Source organism: Bacillus sp. J14TS2 (assembly GCF_018333015.1).
Lineage (GTDB): Bacteria > Bacillota > Bacilli > Bacillales > Bacillaceae_C > Lederbergia.
On the sequence record NZ_BORE01000017.1, the window covers coordinates 47,815 to 73,119 of the forward strand.

The following is a 25,305-nucleotide window of genomic DNA, read 5'->3' on the forward strand; positions in this document are numbered from 1 at the left end:
AGTAATGGAGGATAGCTATGAATGAAAACCTACGAAATTCGGTTAATCAATTATCAGAAAGTGAGGCAAAAGGCTTTTTATTACATATGATGATTCGTCTAAAAGATATACAAGAATCGAATAAACTTGAAAGGCAGACGATCGATAATTTGTTAACTTCGTGGAATCAATTTATCAAGCTTGTTGAACAGCGGAGGGGCGATGAGAGGGAATATAATATGGTACATATTGTTTGTGGAGAGTCAGCGGCAGGTTCGCTTAAAGTCGGTTTAAAGAACGAGAATAAAGTGATCGGTTTTCCTGACTTCTTTGCTGCTGGTCCCATTTGGAAGCTCCATGAAGAATTAGGACGTAGGCATCGCTACGAGTGGCTTCGAGATCATTTGAATGTTGAGGATGATTTTATTGAGAAGGAGTATCAAAAAAGATTTACAAAAGCGCTTGCAGAAATAGAAGCGATTCCAGATCATGTTCCGATTGTACTCTGGACCGGTGAAAACGCAGGTGAACAAACAGGGATACGCTATCTTTTATATTTGTTGAAGGAGAAACCAAATGATATTTTTCTAATCAATACAACCCTTGCCTACCAGAAGTTGTATAATACAAATGAAATCCAGTATTTTTATTTTCATACAGGAGAGCTTTCTCCAGAGAAGTTAAATGATCTCTATCAAAAGGAATTATCAGAATCTTTAACTGCTGAAGAAAGATCACGATTTGAAAAGGAATGGATCACTTTATCGAATACGAAGGGCGTAGTGCGGATTTGGGAGAATCATATCATCAAAGAAGTAGGGGAAGATTATTTTGATGAGTTGCTTATAACCGCTGCTCAAAATTTACATAAGCAAAAGGGGAGGGCTTTTATTCAAGCAGGTCGACTGATTGGAGAAGTACTTGGTCAGATCGACGGTATGGTAGGCGATTCCTTTTTGGAATATAGAGTGCGTAGTTTAATCTATCAAGGTTTTTTTGAAATAAAGGGAATTCCCAAGGCAATGCGCTATTATAGTGTGAAGATAAGAGGCTGACTGTTCCAATGGGTACTTTTAGGCTTTTACCTCGCGTAAGAATAAAGGGAGGACTATGATGACAACATTTATCGACCCATCTCATATACCTGGATGGCTATCTCCACATTCACTAGAATGGTATAAACAGCTTAGTAGGCAACAGGGGGAATATCAATACTCTTGGGAATCCACTCATACAGAACCGAATGGTGAGTCTGTTTTTGATCGTGAAGTGGCTCAAATGGTTCGCAATAAGCAGGTACTTGATGTGGGTTGCGGACATGGAGGGCTTGCAAATAAGTATGCTCCACTAGCAAAAGAGGTGACTGGCCTTGATGCAACAGATGGATTTATCAAAATGGGGAGAGAAAATAGACAACCTAATGTTTCTTTTGTGGTAGGAAATACGAAGCAAGGTTTGCCTTTTGCTGCTGATACCTTTGATTGTGCGTATATTCGCAAAGGCCCAACATCGGCTTATCCCTACTTGCCACAAGTGATCAAAAAGGGAGGAGAGGTGCTTGCCTTACATCCCAGTGATGGATCACAGAAGGAGCTTCCGCAATTATTTCCCAACTTGTTTCCAGTAGCGACAGGGACACCTGTCCTGGAAATTATTCAACAAACGATAGAAAACCATTTTATGAATTCGGAGATTGAAATTGTCAAAAGTACTGAATATCTCCATACCCCTCTGGATATCATTGAGCGGCGATGTTTTGGTCAAAAGCCGGAAGTATTGGAACAAGTAAAAGCTGCAAGCCTGGAGCAGATTACTAAGATATTTGAGAAAGAGGCAACCGAGAAGGGGCTAGCAGTCACTCAAGTGTATTATATTGTGAGAGCGGTAGTTTGAACACAAGTCAATAAAGGCGTGATCAAGATTTTTGAAATCATATTTTGTTTTGTAATAGGTAGTGCACTCTTGTTAGTAGGCTTTGTAGCAACTCTAGAACGGAGATTGCCATGGTTGTTTAGGTTCCTAATAATCCTCTATGGACTTGGATTTTTTGTATCTTCCGTTTACCAGTTAATTAGTTGGCTATTTCTGTAAAATAAAGGGGAGTCCAAATGGAGATAACATATAACTTAACAGAAGAAGAGTACCTGAGGTTTAATTTGTTTCATGTTAAAAATTCCAATTCCGTAAAGAGAGCCTTAAATATCCAACGATTTTTGATTCCAGTCCTCTTTATTGTTTGCTCTTACTTTTTTTCAAAAACGACAGATATGTCTCTCTTCTGGCTATTTATTCCTTTTCTATTGATAAGTATATTGTGGGTGATTTTCTATCCAAAATATTTTTATCGCTTTGTCATCCGGAATACAAAGAAACTGATCAGAGAAGGAAAAAATGAAGGGTTATTAGGGGAACATCGAATGACTTTGTCAGAAGAGGGGATCGTTGATACCACTCCTAACAAGGAAACGAAGGTCACTTGGTCGGGTATTCAAAGTTTGAAAGAGGATGAGCAGGCGATTTATCTGTATAATAGCTCCGTCAGCGCGTATATCCTGCCAAAAAAGGATTTACATAATGTGGAAGAGACGAAGGCGTTTATTCAGTCAAAGATTAAAGATGCATAGGACTGTGGTGCCTAAAGAACACGGAGGAGAATATAGATGAATCAATTTACGGCTGTCATCAACGGTTGGGAATCATGGGGGCGATTATTTCAATCCATTCCATCCTTTGAACCGCTAATCCAATCTATCTTTGCAAAAGAAAAGCTTACCTTTTCGAAAATAGAGCATTGTACACCTGGGACAAATGCTGTTTTTAAAGTGGGCGATTACGTGATCAAAATATTTGCGCCAGTGGAATCTGGGATTGATAGTACGACAGATTTCACAACAGAATCATTTGCGATGCATAGAGCGACACGACTTGGTGTGTCTGTACCAAAACTAGTTGCAAGTGGGGCTGTAGAAGATAAATACCACTTTTCCTATTTGATTATGGACTTTATCCAGGGGACAGAATTGAATAAGCTGCATCATTCTTTAACAGTTGCAGACAAATTGGCTATTGGGCAGCACTTGCGTAACATCACAGATGCGATGAATACTCCATGTGTTCCTTTTAACGAGGTGGACGTGATCCATGATAGAGAAAGGCAAAAGCGATGGAAAAAATACCCTGAGAATTTTAAAAAAGAGCGACTGGATTATATCGAATCCCATGACTTTGGTGAAAACGTGTTTGTTCACGGAGACTTAAACAGGGACAATCTCTTGATGGCTGATGATCATACCATACATATCATTGATTTTGCTGATGCTGTACGGGCTCCTCTTGTCTATGAACAGGCCTTGGTTGTCTGTGAGCTATTTCAATTTGATCAGGCCTATATACAAGGCTATTTTGGCCATGATTCGAGCGAAGAAATAACGGAAATTTGTTTTAATGGTCTCTTGATTCATGATTTCGGTGGAGATGTGATTGAACAAAATATCTGTCCAGTAAGGGAATTAGACAGCTTGAATACTTTACGTAAACGGCTTGAGAGGTTAATCAAAAATACCGAATAAAAATAAGGGATTAATGGTTGGTAGACTGTAAATCTTTGATATAATAGATGCAAAAATGGGGTTCATAATATGCAAAAGATTGCAGCGACACTCTTATCAATGGTGATCGTCCATGACCAGACGCTGAATAAAATTTTACTCGTCAACCGTCCAAGTAAATTGGGATTTCCAGGGTATTTAGGACCTGGAGGGAAAATTGAATTAACCGAGAGCTTTGCCGAGGGTGCAGTGAGGGAATTAAGGGAAGAAACGGGATTATTCGTCAATCCCGAAGATCTTATCTATAAAGGCGTGGATGAATATATATTAGTAGATGATCATTATCGTTATATTGTGTTCAACTATGTAGCAACAGAGTTTACAGGGGAGTTGTTGGAGAACCCGCCTGAAGGAGAACTAAAATGGGTTTCCAAAGAAGAAATTGCAGACTTGCCAATGCAATCTTGGTTTCGGAGAAGATTACCCTATTTTTTTGAAAAAGGTACTTTTGAAATATCGATTCACTTAAAGGATTTTGAGAGCTCGCCGATAAAGGAAAGTATTCGCAAAATAGGGTAATTCGTTCTATTTACTATAGCCCCTGCTCCAACATAAAGGATATCGAGTCCCCATTAAGGTCCCTTTTTGTTATAATAAGAATAGATTACGAGAGGGGACATTCGAATCCATGAAAAAGTATTTTATCATCCGAATTTTGGTTGTGTTTTTATATATTGCTGTTTTATGGTATGGATTAACGACAAGGACTAATACCGGGTATGCGGTGATTATTATTGGAATGGTGGCTGGATTGGGGATTAATTATTGGAACTATCGAGCCAATTTAAAAGGAAACCTCGAAAATCCGCAGGTTGGAGAAAAAACGAAGAAATCGCCGTGAAAATCTGAAATTTAAGCTATCAAAGCGTGGATAAAGTTTACTAACTTTATCCACGCTTTATTTTATGGTACTAGCAATTGGTGCCTATGCCCTTTGCGTTTCAAGCATAGCCGAGTTTATTAGCAACAGCCTGAAAGCGATAACGACGAATTCATATACAGAACCGACGAACAGGTGCTTGTGCTTTTGTTGTTAATTCCTCTCGCTTTGTTTTTCATAGGCATGTAAGATTTTGATTAGTGTTTTCCCTAATGTCCGCACATCTTCAGGCTTTGTATTCTTTCCAAAAGAGATTCGAATAAACTCCTTTGCTTGTTTGCCTGTTACACCTAAAGCTGTCATCGTTTTAGCGGGAGCTTGACTACCGACCTGACAGGCGCTTCCAGTTGAAATGGCGTATCCATTGCGATTACATTCCAGCATTACAAGTTGTCCTTCCATTCCCTTGATTCTTAGACCGACAATCGAAGGGAGGTCGGAGGGATACACTTTAATCTGCGCTTCTTTGTCTTTGATGGTGTTTAAGAATATATCGCGAAGTTTTATAAAATGTTCCTGCTGTTCTGCAAGGCTAGCAAGTGATTGTTGCGCAGCCAAGGTCATCGCCGCGATCCCCGGCACATTGACAGTTCCGGGGCGAAAGCCGTTTTCATGGGACGTGTTTGGATAAAAAGCCTCCCAATGCAGGCGTGGATTTAGATATACAGCCCCAACTCCCTTTGGTCCATAAAATTTATGTCCTGAGATCGCCAAGCTATCAACAGATTGAGCAAGTTCTTGCATGTCTAGCTTGCCAAAGGTTTGCACACAATCACTATGCAGGAGAATATCCCTCTCCCGACATAGTTTACTTATTTCTACAATTGGCTGGACTGTACCAATTTCTGAATTCCCATGCTGAATGGCGATCAAGACAGTCTCCTCACGAATGGCAGCTTTTAGTTGCTCTACCTCAATATGTCCATCTGGATCATAAGGGAGGGCAGTTATCTCGAACCCCTCCTGCTTGCATTTTTCCAGTGCGCTGTGGATGGAAGCATGCTCCGCTGTACTTGTAATGATATGCTTCCCTTTTTTAAAAGGAGATGATAGCAAGGCCTGAATCGCTAAAAAGTTCCCTTCTGATCCTCCACTGGTAAAATATATTCCATCTGTTTGGACACCAAGCATTTGTGCAAGTTCTTTTCGACACGTTTCCAAAAGCTGTTGTGCTTGATTTCCGGTATCATGAAGACTACTCGTATTTCCAAAGAATTCGGTTGCCGATTGAATATATAATTGAGCAGCCTCTTGATCAAGAGGACAAGTGGCCGCATAATCAAAATATTTTATGATGTTTTCTCTCCTTATCTAGTATTATTTTAAAAAAACTCTTGTCATAAGTTTAATTATATGTAAATATATGTGTCAAGACACATATAAAATATTTGTGAGTAAAAATGTAAAGGAGGGGCTCATGAATCAGACAGATGTATTAATCATAGGAAGTGGGATTGCGGCACTCCAATTAGCCTGCAAGCTTCGTCATGATATCAATGTGATGATTATCACAAAGTCACATATCCAAGAATCTAACTCCTATCTGGCTCAGGGCGGGATTGCAGCAGCTATAGGGGATCAGGATCGTTCGGAAAAGCATTACTATGACACGCTTGAGGCAGGGCGATTTCATAATGATCCAAAAGCTGTTGAAGCTTTAACTGATAGGGCTCCATCCCTTATACAATCTTTAACACAGCAAGGATGTCCTTTGGATAAAGATGAACGAGGCAAACTTCTTCTCGGCATGGAAGGTGCCCATAGTGAAAAAAGAGTTATTCATGGTGGTGGTGATGCAACTGGAAAAACGATCATGGATTATTTGCTTCCCCGCATACCGAATCATGTTAAGGTGCTGGAAAATCATTTTGTATATGAGCTTTTAGTGGAAAAGGATACTTGTGTTGGTGTGAAGGCAAAAGACGAAAATCATGAGAATAATATTTTTTTAGCCGATCATATTGTAATCGCGACGGGCGGCTGTGGCCGAATGTATCGCTATAGCTCTAATGCGGAAACTGTGACCGGTGATGGGATCGCGCTTGCGTATCTTGCTGGCGCAAATATTTCGGATATGGAATTTATTCAATTTCATCCTACTCTTCTTTATATAAATGGAAAGACGAAAGGACTTGTATCAGAAGCCGTTCGAGGTGAGGGAGGACGGCTGGTGACAGAGACTGGAAAGGAAATTATGAGCAGTGTTCATCCACTGGCAGATTTAGCACCGAGACATATTGTTTCACAAACTATTTATGAACATCTTTCACAAGGAGAGGATATTTATTTAGATATCTCACAAGTTAAAGATTTCTCTAGGCGATTTCCGACGATTTCACGTCTTTGCCAAGCAAATGGCCTGGATTTAGAGGAAAAGCGAATCCCAGTTGTTCCTGGAAGTCATTTTTTAATGGGAGGGATTCAAACGGATCTTACAGGAAAAAGCAGTCTTCAAGGGCTATATGCATTGGGAGAGGCCGCGTGTACTGGCGTTCATGGAGCCAATCGATTGGCTAGCAATTCCTTACTGGAAGGTCTGTTTATGGGAGAAAATCTTGCTCAGTGGTTGAACAGTCAGTCCTTTTCTAAAAGGATTCGGAGTGAAGCTTTTTATTGGCAGCAGCCTCAGCACATCGGGAAGCCGTTACCAAGCCTAGAGGAAATTCAGAAGAGGATGATGGATCATGTGGGCATTGTGCGAACAGAGGAAGGATTAACAAAGCAATTGCAATGGTTAGAGTCATTTATGGGAGAGCATGCCTGGACTGGAAATCTCGATCTTATGGACAAAAACGAACTCACTCGTTATTTTATGGTCATGACAGCTTCTCTGGTGACAAAGGCAGCACTTCATAGAACGGAGAGCCGTGGTGGTCATTACCGAATGGATTTTCCATGTGAAGATGATCACAACTGGAGACGAAAACGATTGATTCAAAATTGGAAGGCGAAAGAAGGAATAGGGTATGAACAAGATCAAATTACAGCAGCAACTTAAACAATTTTTTTTAGAAGATATCGGGGATAGAGATGTATCCAGCAGCATTTTTAGCAGAGAACAAATGGGGCAGCTATCTCTGCTTGCAAAAGCCGAGGGAATTTTTTGCGGAGAAGAAGTGGTGAGAACGGGATTTTCTTTGCTTGTGGAGCAGTTGGATATCAAGATGAAGGTTCGTGATGGGGAATGGATTGAAAAAGGGCAACTGCTTGCGGAAATTAGCGGAACAGTCAATGATCTTTTACAAGCGGAAAGAGTTGTTCTAAATTTAGTACAGAGAATGAGCGGCATTGCGACAAAAACACATGAGACTGTAACTTTGTTAAATAGTGATCATACGAAAATATGTGATACAAGAAAGACGACACCAGGTTTGCGGATGCTGGAAAAATATGCGGTTCGATGTGGGGGCGGCGTGAATCACCGATTTGGACTGTATGATGCAGTCATGTTGAAGGATAACCACATCGCGTTTGCTGGTTCGATTGCAGGGGCCGTAGCAGCGGCTCGGAAAAATGTTGGCCACATGGTAAAAATCGAGGTAGAAATTGAGTCAAAAGCGCAAATGCAAGAGGCAATTGAAGCACAGGCCGATGTCATTATGTTTGATAACCGCACCCCCGATGAGATCAAGACATGGATAAAAGAAGTGCCAGAAGGTATTGTAACCGAAGCATCTGGTGGGATCACACTAGAAGATCTTGCCTCCTATGGCGAGACAGGGGTCGATTACATCTCATTAGGCTTTCTTACTCACTCTGTCTCAGCACTAGACATTAGTGCAAAAGTTGAGTTTGCATAAGACGAAACTTTAAAGATAGGTGCGCAAAGATGCTCATCATATGTGCTGAAAGTTGAGCAGAGTGGAAAAGTGTAGGGGGGTCGGTGTTCGCCGTGCCCGAAATGAAGGAGCGGAGCAAAAAGTGTAACGGCGAGAGCCATGGCTGTGCCCGAAATGAAGGATCAGAGCAAAAATCGTAACGGCGAGAGTCATGGCCGTGCCGGAAATGAAGGAACAGGGTAAAAATCGTAACGGCGAGAGTCATGGCCGTGCCCGAAATCGAGGAGCAGAGCAAAAATCGTAACGGCGAGAGCCAAGGCCGTGCCCGAAATGAAGGAGCGGAGCAAAAAGCGTAACGGCGAGAGCCATGGCTGTGCCCGAAATGAAGGATCAGAGCAAAAAGCGTAAGGGCGAACGCCATGGCCGTGCCCGAAATGAAGGAGCCGGGCAAAAAACGTAACGGCGAGAGCCATGGCCGTGCCCGAAATGAAGGAGCGGAGCAAAAAGCGTAACGGCGGATGCCGTGGCCGTGCCCGAAATCGAGGATCAGAGCAAAAAGCGTAACGGCGAAAGCCATGGCCGTGCCCGAAATCGAGGAGAAAGGCAAAAAGCGTAACGGCGGATGCCATGGCCGTGCCCGAAATGAAGGAGCGGAGCAAAAAGCGTAACGGCGAGAGCCAAGGCCGTGCCCGAAATGAAGGAGCGGGGTAAAAAGCGTAACGGCGAGAGCCATGGCCGTGCCCGAAATGAAGGAGCGGAGCAAAAAGCGTAACGGCGGACGCCGTGGCTGTGCCCGAAATGAAGGAGCGGAGCAAAAAGCGTAACGGCGGACGCCGTGGCTGTGCCGGGTACGATCCCTAAATAAAAAGAATAGCGAGATTTTATCACGAACAGGAGGAAATGGTATGAATCTATTAGAAACTTTACAAACAAATGCATTGCCAGAGGAGTATCGAAAGATGTCCACGGAGAATTTGGAGGAGAAAGTGCGCAGGGTGAAAGAGAAATTAGGAAAAAAGTTATTTATTCCTTGCCACCACTATCAAAAAGATGAGGTATTTCAATTTGCGGATGCTACAGGAGATTCTCTAAAGCTCGCGCAGTTATCTCAGGAAAACCGTGAAGCAGAGTATATCGCCTTTTGTGGTGTGCACTTTATGGCTGAAACTGCGGATATTCTGACGACAGAACATCAAAAGGTCTTTTTACCAGACATGCGGGCAGGATGTTCGATGGCAGATATGGCGGATATTCATCAAACAGAACGGGCATGGGAGAAGCTCCAAGCTCAATTTGGCGACACTATTCTCCCTTTGACTTATGTAAATTCGACGGCAGCTATTAAAGCATTCGTTGGAGAGCATGGAGGGGCAACCGTTACTTCTTCTAATGCTGAAAGTATGGTGCAATGGGCCTTTCAACAAAAGGAACGAATTCTCTTTTTACCTGACCAGCATTTGGGACGGAATACTGCTTATAACTTAGGTGTTAGCTTGGAAGAAATGGCAGTCTGGGATCCAATCCAGAACGAATTGGTCTTTGATGGACCATTTGAGAAGGTGAAGGTCATTCTCTGGAAAGGACATTGCTCGGTGCATGAGAATTTTACCGTAGCTAATGTGAAGCAGGTGCGCGAGGAGCATCCCGATATGAAGGTTATTGTCCATCCTGAGTGTAGCCGTGAAGTCGTTGCCCTTGCAGATCTAGCCGGTTCGACGAATTATATTATCCAAGCAATTGAAAACTCAGAGCCTGGTTCAGCTTGGGCCATTGGTACTGAGATGAATCTGGTCAAACGGATCATCCAGCAGCATCCTGATAAGCACATTATTTCACTGAATCCACATATGTGTCCATGTCTTACGATGAATCGCATTGATTTGCCCCATCTTGCTTGGTGCTTGGATTCAATTGAACAAGGAGAAGATCGAAACATCATTCAAGTTGATGAAAAAACATCTTCCTTTGCCATGCTGGCATTGGAAAGGATGTTGGCGTTATCATAGAAGAGAGGGAGAAGAGATTCTCTCCTTGAATTATACATTATCAAGAGAAAGGAGGAATGGGTTGAAAATTAGATTAAGTGAATACAATAAAAGTTGGGTCCAAATGTATAAGGATGAGACTTGCCTTTTAACAAGAATTTTTGGAGGAGAAATTGTCAGGTTTGAGCATTTTGGCAGTACATCAGTCCCAGGCATGAAGGCAAAGCCTGTGATTGATATGATGTGTCTCGTGAAAGATATAGAGAAAATAGATTTATGGAATGAACAAATGCGATCGCTTGGCTATGATATTGCCGGCGAATGGGGAATCAAGGGGAGAAGATTATTTCGGAAAGGTGGAGAGAACCGGACCCATCATATTCATGTGTACCAGTTTGACCATCCGGAGATTTCCCGGCACTTAATTGTAAGGGATTATTTAAGAACCCATCCCGAGGAGGCAGAACGCTATTCACTAAAAAAAGCAGAGCTCGCACAGCGTTTTGATGATACTCGTTTTTACAGTAAGGCAAAAAGGGATTTCGTTCAGGAGTTGGAACAACGAGCACTAGAATGGTTTCAAACGAGAGGCTAATATGTGAGGGGGAGCGGCATGCCCTCTCCCATTAGCTATTTTTTAGTTTTCGATTTTTCATCATTTTTAAATAAAACTGCACCAATACTTCTGCAAAGACAAGTCCCATCGCAATCGCACTTGCTACGATAAAGGCCTTGGTGGCAAGGGGAATCGCCTCAGCATACTCATTACTCACAACGTGACGCATAGCGTTATAAGCAGTGCCCCCTGGTACTAGTGGAATAATCCCTGCAACGATAAACGTAATAATCGGAGTTTTATAATATTTGGCTAGTATATGACCAATCAAGCCGACGACAAAGGCTCCACAAAAAGCGGCTTGGACAATATCAATTCCAGCATCTGTCATTACAAGATACATCATCCATCCACCCATGCCGACAAGTCCACAATGAAGCAAAGCTTTTCGGGGAGCGTTAAAAATAATCCCAAAACCAATCGAAGCTATTAAACTTAACGTAATTTGTGCGAGGTAATAGGACATTGGTAATTCTCCTTTCCTTTTAAACCCGTAGTGGGTCACATTAATTCCTTATAAGCACTGTTTAATCGCATAAAGAACATTTTAATCCCGTATAAGTCTCTGTTTAATTTAATTCCGGATAAAGGGAAGCTCTCTCTTTCATAGCCATATGGAATAGGCAACAGCAACCCCAGCCCCAATTGCGAGAGCGGTTAAAAAGGCTTCTGCTCCTTTCGATAATCCTGAGACAAAGTGACCAGCCATCAAATCACGGATGGCATTGGTAATCAATAAGCCAGGGACAAGCGGCATAACAGAAGCGATCACGATCAGATCCAGTTGTTGACCGATGCCAAACCTAACAAATAAAAGTGATACCAAGGCAATGACAAATGCTGCCATAAATTCAGCAAAGAATTTCACCTTTGTTTGATTGTGAATGAGGAGCATTGCAGTAAAGCCTAACCCGCCGACAAGCATGGCGGGGAGATAATCAGCCCATACCCCTTTAAACATAATCAAAAAACTCCCAGTTGAAATGGTAGCGGCTAAGATTTGCACCCAAATGGGAAAAGAGAGATTTTCTTTCGCTAATTTTTTAAGGGCTTGAAAAGCCTCTTCGTAGCTTAGCTCGCCTCCTGCCATCTTCCTGGAAAGATGATTGACGCGCGCAATCTTTTCAAGGTCCGTTCCCCGCTGGCTAATGCGAACAAATTGGGAGGAATCAGAGCCTTCGAGTGAAAAAATAATGCCGGTTGGAGTCACAAAGCTTTGACTTTCTGAGAATCCATATGCTGCTGCTATTCGCATCATCGTATCTTCCACTCGATAAGTCTCAGCACCACTTTGCATTAATATTTTCCCTGCTAAAAGACAGGTTTCTACTAGTTTTTTTTCTTCTGCTGGCTTCAAAGCCTTCACGTCGCTTTCATTGAGGTGAAAATTGGGATAAACTAAGTCCCCCTAATGCTCCCCCAAAGTTATTCATCCCACTAGCTTTTCTGTGCCCGAACATCGGGTAATTTAATTTTTAAGGTAAACTGGTCCTTAATAAAAGAAAAATCGAGGCTGCCCTGATGATTTTTCACAATCCGTTGTATCTCCTGAGTGCCGAAACCCCCATGATTACCTCGTTTGCTTGATTCTGCTTTAGCTGTATAGATTCGCTCAAGAATTCGATTTTCAATCGGTAAGGTATGATTTCGACAAACAATAATAAAAATCCCACTCTGTTTTCGGCAGCTTAGTACTACTTTCCCACCAGGTACCACTGCCGCGGCCTCTATTGCGTTTTCCAAAATATTGCCAACCAAGGCTATTAATTCGTACTCTGCTAAAGGTAGACCTGATAAAGCTTGGTGAAGCTGATAGTCTAATACAACATCATTTTCCTCTGCTTGCTTTTTGCAGGCATACAGACATCCAGCAATAATATTGGATTCATTATGTAAAACCTTATCTAACGCCGTAAAACGTGACGCTACCTCTTGTGTGTAACTCTCTGTATCAGGTGAATTCCCATCGGCATGCAAAATCGCCGAGACATGTTTTTGTAAATCGTGGCGCTGTCTTCTTAATTCATGTAAAAGGGTTGTTTGTTGCTTATAATTTTTTATGATTTCCTCTGTTTTCCCTTGCTCTTTTAAAAAAGTAATTTGATAAAACTGTAAGGCGATCGTTTGCAGTACCATTCCTAAAAGCAGGAAGGGAGTGGCGGTCCCAAAGCTTGCCATAAACCAGCAAAGTTGCAGGATTACTGTTATTCCTTTCCATGAACGCGGTGGTTCATCCCCTTTAATGAAAAATAGTTGATAAATCGCACCAGCCAAGATCAACAGCGTGAAAATATAGTGGTTCGCTAATAAAGTCCAACAAAGTGCGAAAAGCCATGGGATGAACTGGAGAGATTTTACCATCTTTTCACCTCAAAAATAATACTTTTGCAAATAATCCATTTTGTCTTTAGTCAGCATGGCAATTTTTTTCGTACCATCAAAAGTAACACTGTATGACTTTTTTGTATAGACCGAAAAACTTTTCACAAAGTGCAAATTAATCAGAAAAGAACGATGAGACCGAATAAAGTTATTCTCTCTAAGACTTGCTTCTAATTCGTTCATTGATAAATAGGTCGTATGTTCATCATCGATTGTATGAATTGTTGTGGATCTCCCCGTCCGTTCGGCAAAAATAATATCCTTCTTCGGGATCATTTCAATATGACCTTTTTGCTTAAGGACAAGCCGGCCTGTTAAATTTCCCGCGTGTTGTTTTTCACGGAAGCGCGCCAAAGACTGTTGCAGTCGTTCTTTTGTATAGGGTTTTAATATATAATCATGCACATTTAATTCAAAGGCTTGCACCGCATACCCACTTTTGGCAGTGACAAAAATAACGGTAATCAACAGTCCATGTGCTTGAATAATATCGGCAAGCTCATACCCCGAAATACCAGGCATTTCAATATCCGCTATCAATAACTCAATCTTATTTTTCTGGATTTCCTGATACGCGTCTTCTGAATCTGTTGTGGCAAAGACGAGTTCTACATCCTCTTCTTCTTGTAAAATAAAGGCCAATTTATCTAAATCGATTTGACGGTCATCGACAATACCCACTTTCATCGCTAAAACTCCTTTAAAAGGATCAAAGGCTAAATTCGCGACATCCTGCCGCAACGCCTTTGTGACCTGCAACCTGCCGGCCTTCCTACATTATAATCTATTTTATAAAAGAGAGCATTCCATTCGGCAATCGGGACTTTTCATGACAGGTAAGTCCCTCTTCGCGACAGGATGGGAGACGAGATGCGATTTGCACCGTACAATAGAGACAATAAGAATGCGGGAGGGAAACGATATGCTTGTTATCGATCAAGTTTCCAAGCAATTTAAAGATAAAAAGCAATTAGTGAAGGCAGTCGATTATATTTCACTCAATATTAAAGAAGGAAATGTGGTCGGATTGATTGGAGAGAATGGGGCGGGTAAAACGACATTACTTCGGATGCTATGTACATTGATTGAACCGGATGAAGGAACGATCACAATCGACGGGGAAAATATTTATACCCATAAAGAAAAGGTACGGCATCGCCTTGGTGTGTTGTTTGGCTCGGAAACCGGGCTCTATAATCGCTTAACCGCACGTGAGAATCTTGAATACTTTGGCAGTCTCTATGATATGAGTGCTCACGATATTAAAAATCAAATTGAGATGCTAGCGAAGCGATTCGGAATGAGAAAATATTTGGATCGAAGAGTAGAAGGCTTTTCTAAAGGGATGAAACAAAAGGTGGCAATTGCCAGGACATTGATTCATGATCCAGATATTGTTTTATTTGATGAGCCAACAACTGGATTAGATATCACTTCAGCTACTATTTTTCGAGAATTTATCTATCAATTTAAAGGAGAAGGGAAGACAATTATCTTCTCTACTCATATTATGGATGAGATTGCGCACCTATGTGATGATCTTATTATGATGCACAAAGGTCAAATTGTGTATGAGGGGAACTTAGAAGAACTATATGAAACAGAAAATAGCCGAGATCTTAATTATCTGTTCACATCCAAGATTGTAAGGGGTGACCTTTATGTTTAAAACAATTTTTTTAAAAGAGATGAAAGATGTTTTACGAGATAAAAGAAGTATTACATTATTAGTGATCCTACCCATAGTAATGATGGCAGCTTTGACGTTCTTTTATGATAAACTATTAGTCTCTAGCGAGGATACAGAGTTCACACTTGCGGTGGAAGAAACGGCTGATGCTGGTTTTATTGAAAAACTGCAAACCTATTTGCCTGATGTGACGATTGAAAAGTATGCGAATGTGCAAAAAGCAATGAATGATGGCAAAGTACAGGCTGGAATCGAGATGGATAAGAATTGGGAAGAAGTAATTGCAACACAAACTCCAGTGCCTGTGCGCGTTTATTTTGATCCAGGAAATCAAGAATCATCTGGTGCGTGGAGTCTGGTGCAAGCAGCTTTTTCGGAATGGCAAAATGATGTTGTACAAGAGCGAATGGTGGCTAGTGAGATGGATCCCAATGTCCTCAATGTTTTCCAAGTTGAGCCACAAACAACAAAAAATGAAGATGATGCCATGGCTTCCTTCATGCTTGCTCTATTGATTCCATTATTAATTCCAATCGCGATTGCCAATGGCTCTTATCCATCCGCTACTGAATTGTTTGCAGGGGAAAAAGAGAAGAAAACGATGGAAGCATTATTGATTACTCCTGTAAAGCCGGTAAAAATTTTATTAGCCAAATGGATGACCATTTCTCTCCTCGGTATTTTTACGGGTGTGTTATGTATTGGCTGGCTAAGTGGGCTGATGAATTTCACAACCGAATTAAAAAAAGGACTCGTGGCGATTGAAAATCCATTTCTCTTTATTCTAATGGGCGCGTTCTTAATTTCAATGTTTGCGATCTTTATTGCAGGTGTAGAAATGATTTTAAGCATGTTAGCCAACTCAGTAAAAGAAGCGGGTTACTATATTACTCCGATTATCGGGATAATGGTTTTCCCGATGTTATTGATGTTTTTCATGGGAAGCACTCAAAACCTTGGTTTATATGCAATTCCAGTAATGAACTTATTCTTATTTGTCCGAGATGCCTTTAACGGTCAGATTACAGGTAGTGGCTTTGCAATCGCAATTGGTAGTTATCTTGTTTGTATTGCCATTTTGTTCCCAATCGCGAGTAAACTTTTTCACAATCATCGGTTAATGTTAGGGAAATAATGATGAGGGTGGGACATTCATATTAAAGGGAAAGATAAACATAGTGTGTCGGCCCGTTTTTGCGCAGTGCCCAGCATTTTGGGCACGCCGTTAGCCTTTTTGGGTTTTCTCCATATTTTCGTCACGGTCTCGCTCAGTTTTCTTTCCCTTTTTTGGGTTTCTCCTGAATCCGAGCTTTGTTCTCTTTAAACTCAACAAAAAACTTTGATATCGTTAAGAAAAGGCAGCCTTGAAACCATGTAACCACTGGATTTTAGGTTGTTTTTTTCATTTCGAAACATCGGAGGGGTAAATCGACTTTTATAGCCCCCTAAAATTCTTTAAATTTCGCCTAATAACTAGTTTTTTTACAAAGATCCGAGCTTCTTCTTCTTTTAATACCAAATTTTGTGATTGTCTTCGTATGAATATTTATTTATAATAAGGTATAATTATAACATAGAGGTGGTCCAATGAAGGATGGAATGTCGGGTAAGGATTTCTTTGCCCTTGCGTTTGGGAGTATGATCGGGATTGGATGGGTGATATCCATACCTGCATGGATGTCGGCCGCAGGCAGTATTGGGGCGATCATTGCCATTTTAGTGACGATGTTGATGATTATTCCAATTGGCTTTGTTTACGGTGAACTCACGTCTAGCTTAAAGGTTTCAGGTGGGGAATATGCCTATACATATTTAGCTGTCGGCAAGCTCTCTGCCTTTGTTTGCGGATGGTTTTTAATATTGGGGTATTTAATTATTCTACCCTGGGTGGCAGTGTCAGTTGCTGCACTCACTTCATATTTATTTCCGGCGATGAATGCTATACCTCTGTACTCGTTGTTTGGTTCGGTCATCTACCTTCCTCATTTAATTGTGAGTTTGCTCATGGTTACGATCATCGTGTACTTAAATTACAAAGGTGTAAAGCAATCAAGTAAATTTCAAAACGTTGCAACTTGGATGATGATTGCAACATTCTTTGTGTTTATCATTGGTGGCTTTGTTGCAGGGTCTAGCGAAAATATTTCGAAAGCAACATCTGAATCAGGAACAATAGGTGGTGTGGCAACGGCCATTGCTTCCATCTTATTTTTTATGAATGGTTTTGACACGATTCCTAAAGCTCGAAATGAGGTTGGTTCCAATATAAATAGAGCCCATCTCGGTAAGGCGATTGTCGGTACTATTATTGCTGGGAGTTTGCTATATTCGGTCATCGTGTTGGCGTCCAGTTTTATCATGCCTGCAGAGGAACTTGTGAACTTAGGAGAACTGCCATTAATTTCAGCATTTGAAGCGGCGACAGGTTCCAAGTTTTTAACGATCATTATTGTCTTTGGCGTACTGCTTGGTGTTATCACTACGTTTAATGGCTTTTTATTTGCCGGCAGCCGTTTGATTCAGTCATTCTCAGAAGCGGGATTTCTGCCCAAGGTACTCTCTAAAGTTGATCAGCACAATAAAACACCAAAGAACGCATTACTATTTATGTTGATAGTTACTGTTTTTGGTATATTTCTTGGTCAGGGAATTTTATCACCCTTTATCGTGATGGGCGGGATTTCATTTCTTATTGCTTGGTTCTTCATGTCCTTGAGCAGTGTTAAGCTATATAAGAAAAAGCCAAATTTACATAGACCCTATCGCCCTCCCGGCGGGATCATAATGAGCTATATCGCAACATTTTTTTCTAGTATTTTAACTTTGATGATGATTATTCCTGGGACACCAATTTCATTACATGGAATTGAGTATATATTATTCCTGGTCTGGTTGATCATCGGTATCGTCATTTATAGCGGCTATAGCAGAAATAAGATAGCATTTAAAGAGGATGTTCAAAAGGTAAGGAGCAAGCAGATGAACAGCTAAGTTCTTGTTGTCCATACCCGTACATCCTGTACGCTGCAACCTGCAGGTCTTCGGTAAAATATGACACTTCGAATGTATCCTTACTTTTGAACAAGAATTTAAAGGAGTTGTCGAATAATGGGAAAAGAGACTTTTGGAATAGTAGGATTTCCTTGGGATGGTGGAGCATCGCTTGGGAGACCAGGTGCAAGATTTGCTCCTCAAGGGATCAGAGATGCATACAAATGGTTTGAAAATAGGATTGAAAATAATCAAGTATATGATGTGGATAAAAGAAAGCTTTATACATTGAGTGAGAATAGTATTGTCGATTATGGGGATATTGATATCGTCGCATATAGTACAGAGAAGACATTTGAGAATGCAAAAAATAAAGCAACTGAAATGTTGACGAAAGATGTATTTCCTTTTGTATTGGGAGGAGATCATTCGATTTCTTATCCGATTATAGAGGCTCTACATGATAACACGGAAGGTAAGATTGGCATCATTCAATTTGATGCACATCTAGATTTGGTTGATGATTCACCTGTACAGGGAAAATATTCCCAAAGCAGCCAGATGAGAAGAGCGATTGAGCTTGAAAGAATAAGTCCTGAACATGTTGTGCAAATTGGTGTGCGTAGCTTTAACTATCCTTGGTATGCTGAATATCTTAATGAAATAGGTGTGGTTCAGTATACCGCAAGGGAAGTTCATTCCAGTGATCCTAAAAAAATCATTTCAGAGATTTTAAATGATAAACTGAAAGATGTGGATCATATTTATCTGACATTTGATATGGATGTATTAGAGCCTGGCCTTGCTCCCGGAACAGGTGCGAATGAGCCAGGCGGGTTAACAGTCGTACAAGCTTTTTCTATGCTGGAAGAACTTTATGACAAAGTAGATGTATTTGATATTGCAGAAGTTAACCCATTATATGATGTGCGCGAGATCACAGCATCTATAGCTGCTAAAATTATGTTTGAGTGTGCAGTAAGCAGGTTGAGCAAAAAATAAAGGCATATAATTTTTCACTCGGCGAAAATAATTATTGACATTTGGGGAATTTTCAAATAAAATCAAAAACAATCCAATGAAAATTCTGGCGATGAAGAAGAGTAGTAGCTTGCGGACCACAAAAGAGAGCTGGTGGTGGGTGCGAACCAGTGTGTCGAACGCATGTGAATGGACTTCCGAGCTTCCAAACCGAACTCCATGGGAAAGTAGGCTTTGGCGAAACCCCATCGTTACATGGGCAAACATGATGAATGTAAAAAAGTGAGCTGATTTCAGCTAATAAAGGTGGTACCACGGTCCCTCGTCCTTTGGATGAGGGGCCTTTTTGTCTATAAAAACGAAAACGTCGGAACTTTATAGGGTTCTGACGAGATAAAGGAAACACGGTGAGGACTTATCGTAAGAATAAAACGAAAGTTTGTTAGTCACTGGGCATTGTAGCTAGTCTAATAAAAGCGAAAACGCCCGTTTTACGGATAAACGCTAAAAGCGTCAAGTCATGTGGCATCAATTAAATAAAGTAAAACGTGAAACAAGAGAAGTAGGTTTAAGCTTTTCATTGAAGAGAGTCGGGGAATGGTGTGATCCCGGTATGGAAACTTTTACTGAATGGACTTGTAAGTGGTTTTTTGAACGTCTATTTGATAAATAAGTTCAAAAAGACGGATAAAATGAGCCAACGAAGAAATTCGCAGTGCCATTTTACCAGAATCTTTGAACCTTCTTAAATAGAGAAGTAGGAAAACACGATATTCCGTCGTTATATGGATAGGGTTTAGGAGGCACACTCCTGTACCTGAAAGAGATGGAAAAGAGATTCTTTTCCAAATGAGGTGGCACCGCGGTGAAGATCGCCCTCAAACCAACAAATGAAGTCGATGTTGGTTTGAGGGCTTTTTATATTCAAAAATTTGAGAGGAGAATGGAAAATGCAAACCAAACAAGCACAATTTAAATTGAAAAAATTAAACGGGGATACCTTAACACCCATTAATATTTTTCTGAGACTAAAAGGAGAGAAAAAGTTTTTATTGGAAAGTTCCTTAAAGCATAATGAGCAAGGTCGATATTCCTTTATCGGAGCAAACCCAATTTTAGAATTCATCGGGAAGGAGGGGCATGCACAATTATTAGCTAGTGACGGACAACTAGTGGAAGAGTCATCAGGACAACCATTAGCATTTTTGCAAGAGGCTTTGCCAAAGATTGATATTGATGTTCCTTTTCCATTTTATGGAGGAGCTATTGGTTATGTCGGCTATGATGCGATTCGCCAGTATATCCCGATTGGGCCAATCTTAGAAGATGAAATCGAAATGCCGGACATTCATTTTATGATTTATGAGGATGTAGTGGTTTTCGATCATTTAGCGCAATCGATTTATTTATTATCGATTGATTATGATGGTAAAACGACGGAGCAGGAATTAGAGCTACGTCTTACGCATTTAGAAGCGCAAATTGCCAGGAAGGCAGCGGATGAGTCGCTTTCAGATTGTAAGATTCAATTTACTCCTAAGCTGGAAAAAGAAGAGTTTATGCGTAAGGTGGAAGAAGCGAAGCAGTATATTCATTCAGGTGAAGTACAGCAAATTGTATTATCCCAAAGAATGACGGGAAAAGTAGAGGATGATCCTTTTCACTTTTATCGTGTCTTACGTAATTCCAACCCATCTCCGTATATGTTTTATGTTGACTTTGAAAAATATGTTGTTCTAGGCGCCTCTCCAGAAAGCTTCGTTAAAACAAACAAAGGGACAGTGACAACCAATCCGATTGCTGGAACAAGACGACGAGGGAGAAATGAAGAGGATGACCAGCGCATGGCCCAGGAACTATTAGCTGATGAAAAGGAATTATCCGAACATCGCATGCTTGTCGACTTAAGTCGCCAAGAATTATCTACTATTTGTTTGGAAGATACAATTACGGTCAAGGATTATATGAAGCTGGAGTATTATCGTCATGTCATGCATATCGTCTCTGAAGTCGAAGGTACATTGAAGGCAGATACTTCAGGAATGGATGCCTTAATCTCTTGTCTTCCAGCTGGCACCGTGTCAGGCGATCCTAAACCAAGAGCCATGCAGATTATTAATGATTTGGAAAAAACAAAACGCGGAGTCTACGCAGGGGCAATTGGTTACGTAAATGTGAATGGGGATGTTGACTTTGCCATTGCTATTCGTTCCCTTGTTATCAAAGATCAAATTGCCTACCTACAAGCAGGCGCAGGTATTGTCGCGGATTCTGATCCAGCTAAGGAATATAAAGAAACAATTAATAAAGCACAAGCCATTCTTAGCCCTAAACCTTATTAATAAAGCAAAACAGATACCAGGAATTTATATAGTGAAACTTCAATCAGTGGGGTACCTTTCTATCTCCCACTGATTTGAGAAGAGCAAAGGCTAAGTTCGCGATGTCCAGACGCTTCGCCTTTGCGACCAACATTCTGTTAGTCTGAACCAATCTGCAGTGAACTCCGCAAAAGTGTAACGGGGCGAGCCTCCGCCGTGCCCAAAATGCAGTGAGCTCCGTAAAAGCGTAACGGCGCGGATCTCCGCCGTGCCCGAAATGCAGTGAGCTCCGTAAAAGTGTAACGGCGCGGCCCTTCGCCGTGCCCAAAATGCGGTGAACTCTGCAAAAGTGTAACGGCGCAAGCTTCCGCCGTGCCCAAAATGCAGTGATCTCCGTAAAAGTGTAACGGCGTGGGCCTTCGCCGTGCCGGAAATGCGGTGAACTCTGCAAAAGTGTAACGGCGCGGCTCTCCGCCGTGCCCAAAATGCGGCGAACTCCGTAAAAGTGTAACAGCGCAAGCTTCCGCTGTGCTTAAAATGCGAAGAAACGCACCCAATCAGTAGTTCGAGCTAAGAAAAATCAAATTGGATTTTTCTTAGCTCGATAGGATGCGGGGGCATCGGCGTTGCGACGTATAGGAGGTACTAATGCAGACGAAGCGACAGGACGTCGCGGATTTAGTTTTTCTTCTTACATCAAGGCGTCTTGCGTTTTTGTTCCTGTTAAGGAAACTATAAAATTGACCCTTGTGGATAAGCTGTAATTTTGAGTTTCGTCGTCTAGCTCCAACGCCCAGCGACTAGCAAACTTTCAGCTTCTGCTTGCGTAAGTCAACATCGGCTCATACTTCGCCGTGCTGTCTAGCTACAGACGGCAAGAGCTCGAGGTCAAATAACCCTGAATCGCAGAAGGGGAAATTCACCCTTCTTCGTTTCAGGAACATTTGCTTGTCGCTCCTAATCAGCCGTCTTTCGCATTTCATGTATCCTTTATCTCAGGGCTACAGGATGTAGGTCAGAACAGCGTTGCGCCAGGACGGCGCGTTTTTAGCTGTTCATCCTTACTATGAAAGTTTATACGTCGCTAAACGGGCGCTTGCGCTTTTGTTCTTAAGGCTCATCATTTACAGGTGTGGGTTCACTTAAGAACTTTTGCATGGCTTCCTGATTTTTGAGGAAATCAAGTTTTAGGACGGCACCTGCATGCCCATAGGTTTGATTGGTGAATCCATCTTTTACAGGAATCCGCATTGTTTCAATTTGTTCAATCGGTTGTGAAAAGACCATGGAACTCAATGTGATGATCTCTTGGGGACCCAAATCGGTTTCCACATTTTTGATTGTGTCATGCACAAGCTGCGGGATTTTTGTCATCCCAGTAAATGAGTTCATCTTTTCATTCACTTTGGCGATGACATCTAATAAAATCTCTTGTTGTCGCTCGACTCTGCCGAAGTCACTACGTTCATCGTGCCGGAAGCGGACATATTTTAATAAATCTTCACCATGTAAGGAATTTTCACCTGCTGCCATCTTTAAATCCATATCATCGATCACGGCTTGATCTACATGAACATTGATTCCTTCTGGAATAAGTGTATCCATCACACTGACAAATCCCTGGAAATCTACGGTGACAGTATGATCCACATCTAAACCAAAGTTATTCTGGATCGTTTTCTTAAGGAGTTCTTCGCCTCCCAAGAAATAGGCATTATTAATTTTATCAAAATTATATTTGTGACCGGGAATTTGCACGTAAGAATCACGCATGATCGAAATAAGCTTTAAGGTTCGATCCTCCGGGCGATAATTGACCAACATGATCGTATCTGTCCGTGAGTTTGCTTCGCCCCGAGAATCAATGCCAAGCACTAGAAAATTAATCGATTCATCTACAACTTCATTCTCAGTTTCTTCCTGCTCCGAATGATCCTTACCTATATTCTGACAGCCAAATAAAAGGAGAAAGCTGCTTATGATGAGAACAAATAAGGTACTTTTTTTCACTTTTCTCAGCTCCTGACAAACCATCTTTCTTTTATTCTTCAATTCTTGACGGCATTTATGTAAAAAAGTAGGTGGGAAATTTATCCAATTCATAAAAAAACTACCTTTAAAAGGAGCCTTATCCCTTTTAAAGGTAGTTGTCGACTTACGCTTTTCTTTTGCCTAGGAATGAAAGGAGAAATAGAAGAACACCAAGCAAAACGGCGATCGCTCCAATAATTCCAAAGTAGAGAATTTCTGTTTCAGGCTTGTACAATTTAACAATTTGCGCATTAATCGCCTGTGCCGAAGCATTGGATAGGAACCAAAGACTCATTGTTTGCGCCGAGAATGCAGCAGGTGCTAGTCTGGTTGTTGCTGATAAACCAACTGGCGATAAGCATAATTCGCCAAGTACAACTATGAAGAAACTAAGCACAAGCCATAATGGGCTGACGAGCGTATCGGGACCACCGTAAATTGCAGGGATGATCATCACTAAAAAGGATACTCCCGCAAGGACCAAGCCTAATGAAAACTTTTGATGTGTCGAAGGTTGACGTTTGCCAAGCTTCATCCATAAACCAGCAAATATTGGTGCTAAAATTACGATAAATAGTGGATTTAATGATTGAAACCAAGATGATGCCAAGGAAAAACCAGCAAACGATAATCTTGTTCGCTCATCTGCATATTGAGCCAAAATTACCGAACCTTGCTCTTGAATCGCCCAAAACATCATAGCGGCAATAAACAAAGGAATATAAGCAAGTAAATTCTTTTGTTCCTCATTTGTTGTTTTCTTGCTAAAATACATGACGATAAAGTAAATAATAGGAATAATAATCCCTAACACACTAACTATCATCGTAAAGCGATCAATATTTAAAATGCCCTTCGAAATAAGAACAGCACCTGCGATCAAAATCACAAGAATACTGATGCCAATCTTTAAAAAGACGGATTTTTTTTCATCAGGTGAAAGTGGATTTGGCACATATGAACCAGCAAGGCCCAAATTTTTCTTTCTTGTTGCGAGGAAAATAATGAGACCAGCTAACATGCCGATTGCCGCTACTCCGAACCCGAGATGAAAATTATACTTTTGCCCGAGTGTTCCGACAATAAAGGGTGCTAGCAACCCACCAAGGTTAATGCCCATGTAGAAGATACTAAAGCCGGCGTCTATTCGCGAATCTTCTTTGCCATATAGATCACCAACTATATTGGATACATTTGGTTTTAATAATCCAGTTCCAATGACAATTAAACCCATTGATAGAAAGAGGGCTGTCACCCCACCAGGAAAGGATAGTGCAATATGACCTGCCATAATCAGTATTCCACCAAAAAAGACCGTTTTTTTGGTGCCATATAAGCGGTCAGCAATCCAACCACCGATAATCCCTGACATATAAACAAGCGAGCCATACACAGCCATGATAGAAGCGGCCGTAGTATTGTCTAGACCGAGTCCGCCGTCTTTAACAGCGTAATACATGTAATAAATGAGGATCGCTCTCATACCATAGTATGAGAATCTCTCCCAAAACTCTGTGAAAAATAAAGTAAACAATCCTTTAGGATGTCCAAAAAAACCTTTTTGTGGGACACTCTCAAGGACTTCATGTGAATTCTTTGTTGTCATAGTACCTTGTCCCCTTTGAATGAAATATTAAAATCATAACACCCTCTAACAGTCATGTAAAATAACTGTATTATATCTATTTTATAATAAGTAAAAAAATAAAATATAGTCTTTCATTTATTTACCAAAAATTTGCGCTAACTAGTTTTCAAAAAAGCGTTGACACTAGTCATTGGACCGTGGTAGGATAAAAACATTCAAAAATTTGCGAAAAGGGAGGCTATTCAAATGGAAAACCTTAATTCGATCATCCATCAACTTCATAATGAATTAGTCTGCCCGTTTTTACGTTAAATTAGCAAACGAAATAAAATTGAAACGATACGGGGGCTAGTAGATAGTTATTCCGTATCTTATAAATGAAAGGCATAGTGCATTCATTCTTGAGAAGCGCTATGCCTTTTTTGTGTCTAGCTTGCTATAAAAATTTAAGTTTGTGGCGAACTAGCTTACGTT

The 25,305-nt window shown here is 41.0% G+C and carries 22 protein-coding genes and 2 other annotated features; of the genes, 15 read left to right on the forward strand and 7 right to left on the reverse strand.

The features are described 5' to 3' along the window. Window positions 1-17 precede the first annotated feature (17 nt). The 6 genes from KI375_RS21765 (at window position 18) to KI375_RS21790 (ending at window position 4,428) form a co-directional block, all read left to right on the forward strand. A complete protein-coding gene (locus KI375_RS21765) occupies window positions 18-1,034 on the forward strand; it encodes a DUF1835 domain-containing protein (RefSeq protein WP_244852931.1) in 1,017 nt (338 codons plus the stop codon). Between the two features lie 58 nt (window positions 1,035-1,092). Next, window positions 1,093-1,872: a class I SAM-dependent methyltransferase gene (locus KI375_RS21770; RefSeq protein ID WP_244852934.1), complete on the forward strand. Its 780-nt coding sequence runs from the start codon at window positions 1,093-1,095 to the stop codon at window positions 1,870-1,872. Between the two features lie 215 nt (window positions 1,873-2,087). Beyond that, window positions 2,088-2,603, forward strand: a complete 516-nt coding sequence (locus tag KI375_RS21775) for a YcxB family protein (RefSeq protein ID WP_212975504.1) — start codon at window positions 2,088-2,090, stop codon at window positions 2,601-2,603. A 36-nt stretch (window positions 2,604-2,639) separates the two neighbouring features. Further along, on the forward strand, window positions 2,640-3,548 hold the full coding sequence (locus KI375_RS21780) for an aminoglycoside phosphotransferase family protein (protein WP_212975505.1): 909 nt from the start codon (window positions 2,640-2,642) through the stop codon (window positions 3,546-3,548). A 69-nt stretch (window positions 3,549-3,617) separates the two neighbouring features. After that, the gene (locus tag KI375_RS21785) at window positions 3,618-4,106 is read left to right on the forward strand and encodes an NUDIX domain-containing protein (protein WP_212975506.1); all 489 of its coding nucleotides are present in this window, start codon (window positions 3,618-3,620) and stop codon (window positions 4,104-4,106) included. Between the two features lie 109 nt (window positions 4,107-4,215). Continuing rightward, window positions 4,216-4,428, forward strand: a complete 213-nt coding sequence (locus tag KI375_RS21790) for a hypothetical protein (RefSeq protein ID WP_212975507.1) — start codon at window positions 4,216-4,218, stop codon at window positions 4,426-4,428. A 192-nt stretch (window positions 4,429-4,620) separates the two neighbouring features. Here KI375_RS21790 and KI375_RS21795 read toward each other — a convergent pair whose 3' ends face one another. Continuing rightward, the gene (locus KI375_RS21795; RefSeq protein ID WP_212975569.1) at window positions 4,621-5,760 is read right to left on the reverse strand and encodes an IscS subfamily cysteine desulfurase; all 1,140 of its coding nucleotides are present in this window, start codon (window positions 5,758-5,760) and stop codon (window positions 4,621-4,623) included. A gap of 124 nt (window positions 5,761-5,884) precedes the next feature. Between KI375_RS21795 and nadB the strand changes: the two genes are divergently transcribed. The 4 genes from nadB (at window position 5,885) to KI375_RS21815 (ending at window position 10,826) form a co-directional block, all read left to right on the forward strand. Beyond that, window positions 5,885-7,465 carry an L-aspartate oxidase gene (gene nadB, locus KI375_RS21800; protein WP_212975508.1) on the forward strand — a complete coding sequence of 527 codons (1,581 nt, stop codon included), beginning with the start codon at window positions 5,885-5,887 and terminating at the stop codon, window positions 7,463-7,465. Beyond that, complete coding sequence (gene nadC, locus KI375_RS21805) at window positions 7,434-8,267, forward strand: carboxylating nicotinate-nucleotide diphosphorylase (protein WP_212975509.1); 834 nt, start codon at window positions 7,434-7,436, stop codon at window positions 8,265-8,267. The genes nadB and nadC overlap by 32 nt, the downstream gene beginning before the upstream one ends. Window positions 8,268-9,151: 884 nt before the next feature. Further along, entirely contained in the window at window positions 9,152-10,252 is a 1,101-nt protein-coding gene (nadA, locus tag KI375_RS21810; RefSeq protein ID WP_212975510.1) for a quinolinate synthase NadA, read from the forward strand. A 61-nt stretch (window positions 10,253-10,313) separates the two neighbouring features. Continuing rightward, on the forward strand, window positions 10,314-10,826 hold the full coding sequence (locus tag KI375_RS21815) for a GrpB family protein (protein ID WP_212975511.1): 513 nt from the start codon (window positions 10,314-10,316) through the stop codon (window positions 10,824-10,826). 31 nt (window positions 10,827-10,857) lie between these two features. Here the strand turns inward: KI375_RS21815 and KI375_RS21820 are convergent, their stop codons facing one another. From KI375_RS21820 to KI375_RS21835, 4 genes are all read right to left on the reverse strand, one after another. Further along, window positions 10,858-11,313: a threonine/serine exporter family protein gene (locus tag KI375_RS21820; RefSeq protein ID WP_212975512.1), complete on the reverse strand. Its 456-nt coding sequence runs from the start codon at window positions 11,311-11,313 to the stop codon at window positions 10,858-10,860. A gap of 138 nt (window positions 11,314-11,451) precedes the next feature. After that, window positions 11,452-12,204 carry a threonine/serine exporter family protein gene (locus KI375_RS21825; RefSeq protein WP_280528676.1) on the reverse strand — a complete coding sequence of 251 codons (753 nt, stop codon included), beginning with the start codon at window positions 12,202-12,204 and terminating at the stop codon, window positions 11,452-11,454. 80 nt (window positions 12,205-12,284) lie between these two features. After that, on the reverse strand, window positions 12,285-13,208 hold the full coding sequence (locus KI375_RS21830; RefSeq protein WP_212975513.1) for a sensor histidine kinase: 924 nt from the start codon (window positions 13,206-13,208) through the stop codon (window positions 12,285-12,287). A 9-nt stretch (window positions 13,209-13,217) separates the two neighbouring features. After that, window positions 13,218-13,916, reverse strand: a complete 699-nt coding sequence (locus tag KI375_RS21835; protein ID WP_212975571.1) for a LytR/AlgR family response regulator transcription factor — start codon at window positions 13,914-13,916, stop codon at window positions 13,218-13,220. Between the two features lie 235 nt (window positions 13,917-14,151). On the opposite strand from KI375_RS21835, the gene KI375_RS21840 reads away from it, so the two are divergent. From KI375_RS21840 to trpE, 5 genes are all read left to right on the forward strand, one after another. Beyond that, a complete protein-coding gene (locus tag KI375_RS21840; protein WP_212975514.1) occupies window positions 14,152-14,898 on the forward strand; it encodes an ABC transporter ATP-binding protein in 747 nt (248 codons plus the stop codon). Then, window positions 14,891-16,054 (forward strand): ABC transporter permease, encoded by a 1,164-nt coding sequence (locus tag KI375_RS21845; protein ID WP_212975515.1) that lies wholly within the window; start codon window positions 14,891-14,893, stop codon window positions 16,052-16,054. The genes KI375_RS21840 and KI375_RS21845 overlap by 8 nt, the downstream gene beginning before the upstream one ends. A 452-nt stretch (window positions 16,055-16,506) precedes the next feature. Beyond that, window positions 16,507-17,910: an APC family permease gene (locus KI375_RS21850; protein WP_212975516.1), complete on the forward strand. Its 1,404-nt coding sequence runs from the start codon at window positions 16,507-16,509 to the stop codon at window positions 17,908-17,910. Between the two features lie 117 nt (window positions 17,911-18,027). Next, on the forward strand, window positions 18,028-18,912 hold the full coding sequence (locus KI375_RS21855) for an agmatinase family protein (protein WP_212975517.1): 885 nt from the start codon (window positions 18,028-18,030) through the stop codon (window positions 18,910-18,912). An 82-nt stretch (window positions 18,913-18,994) separates the two neighbouring features. Continuing rightward, window positions 18,995-19,224: a binding site (T-box leader), on the forward strand. A gap of 207 nt (window positions 19,225-19,431) precedes the next feature. Beyond that, window positions 19,432-19,774: a binding site (T-box leader), on the forward strand. Between the two features lie 67 nt (window positions 19,775-19,841). Next, window positions 19,842-21,233, forward strand: coding sequence for an anthranilate synthase component I (gene trpE, locus KI375_RS21860; RefSeq protein ID WP_212975518.1), 1,392 nt, complete (start codon window positions 19,842-19,844; stop codon window positions 21,231-21,233). Between the two features lie 1,089 nt (window positions 21,234-22,322). Here the strand turns inward: trpE and KI375_RS21865 are convergent. Continuing rightward, on the reverse strand, window positions 22,323-23,222 hold the full coding sequence (locus KI375_RS21865) for an LCP family protein (protein WP_244852936.1): 900 nt from the start codon (window positions 23,220-23,222) through the stop codon (window positions 22,323-22,325). 145 nt (window positions 23,223-23,367) lie between these two features. Beyond that, complete coding sequence (locus KI375_RS21870; protein WP_212975519.1) at window positions 23,368-24,849, reverse strand: peptide MFS transporter; 1,482 nt, start codon at window positions 24,847-24,849, stop codon at window positions 23,368-23,370. Window positions 24,850-25,305 lie beyond the last annotated feature (456 nt).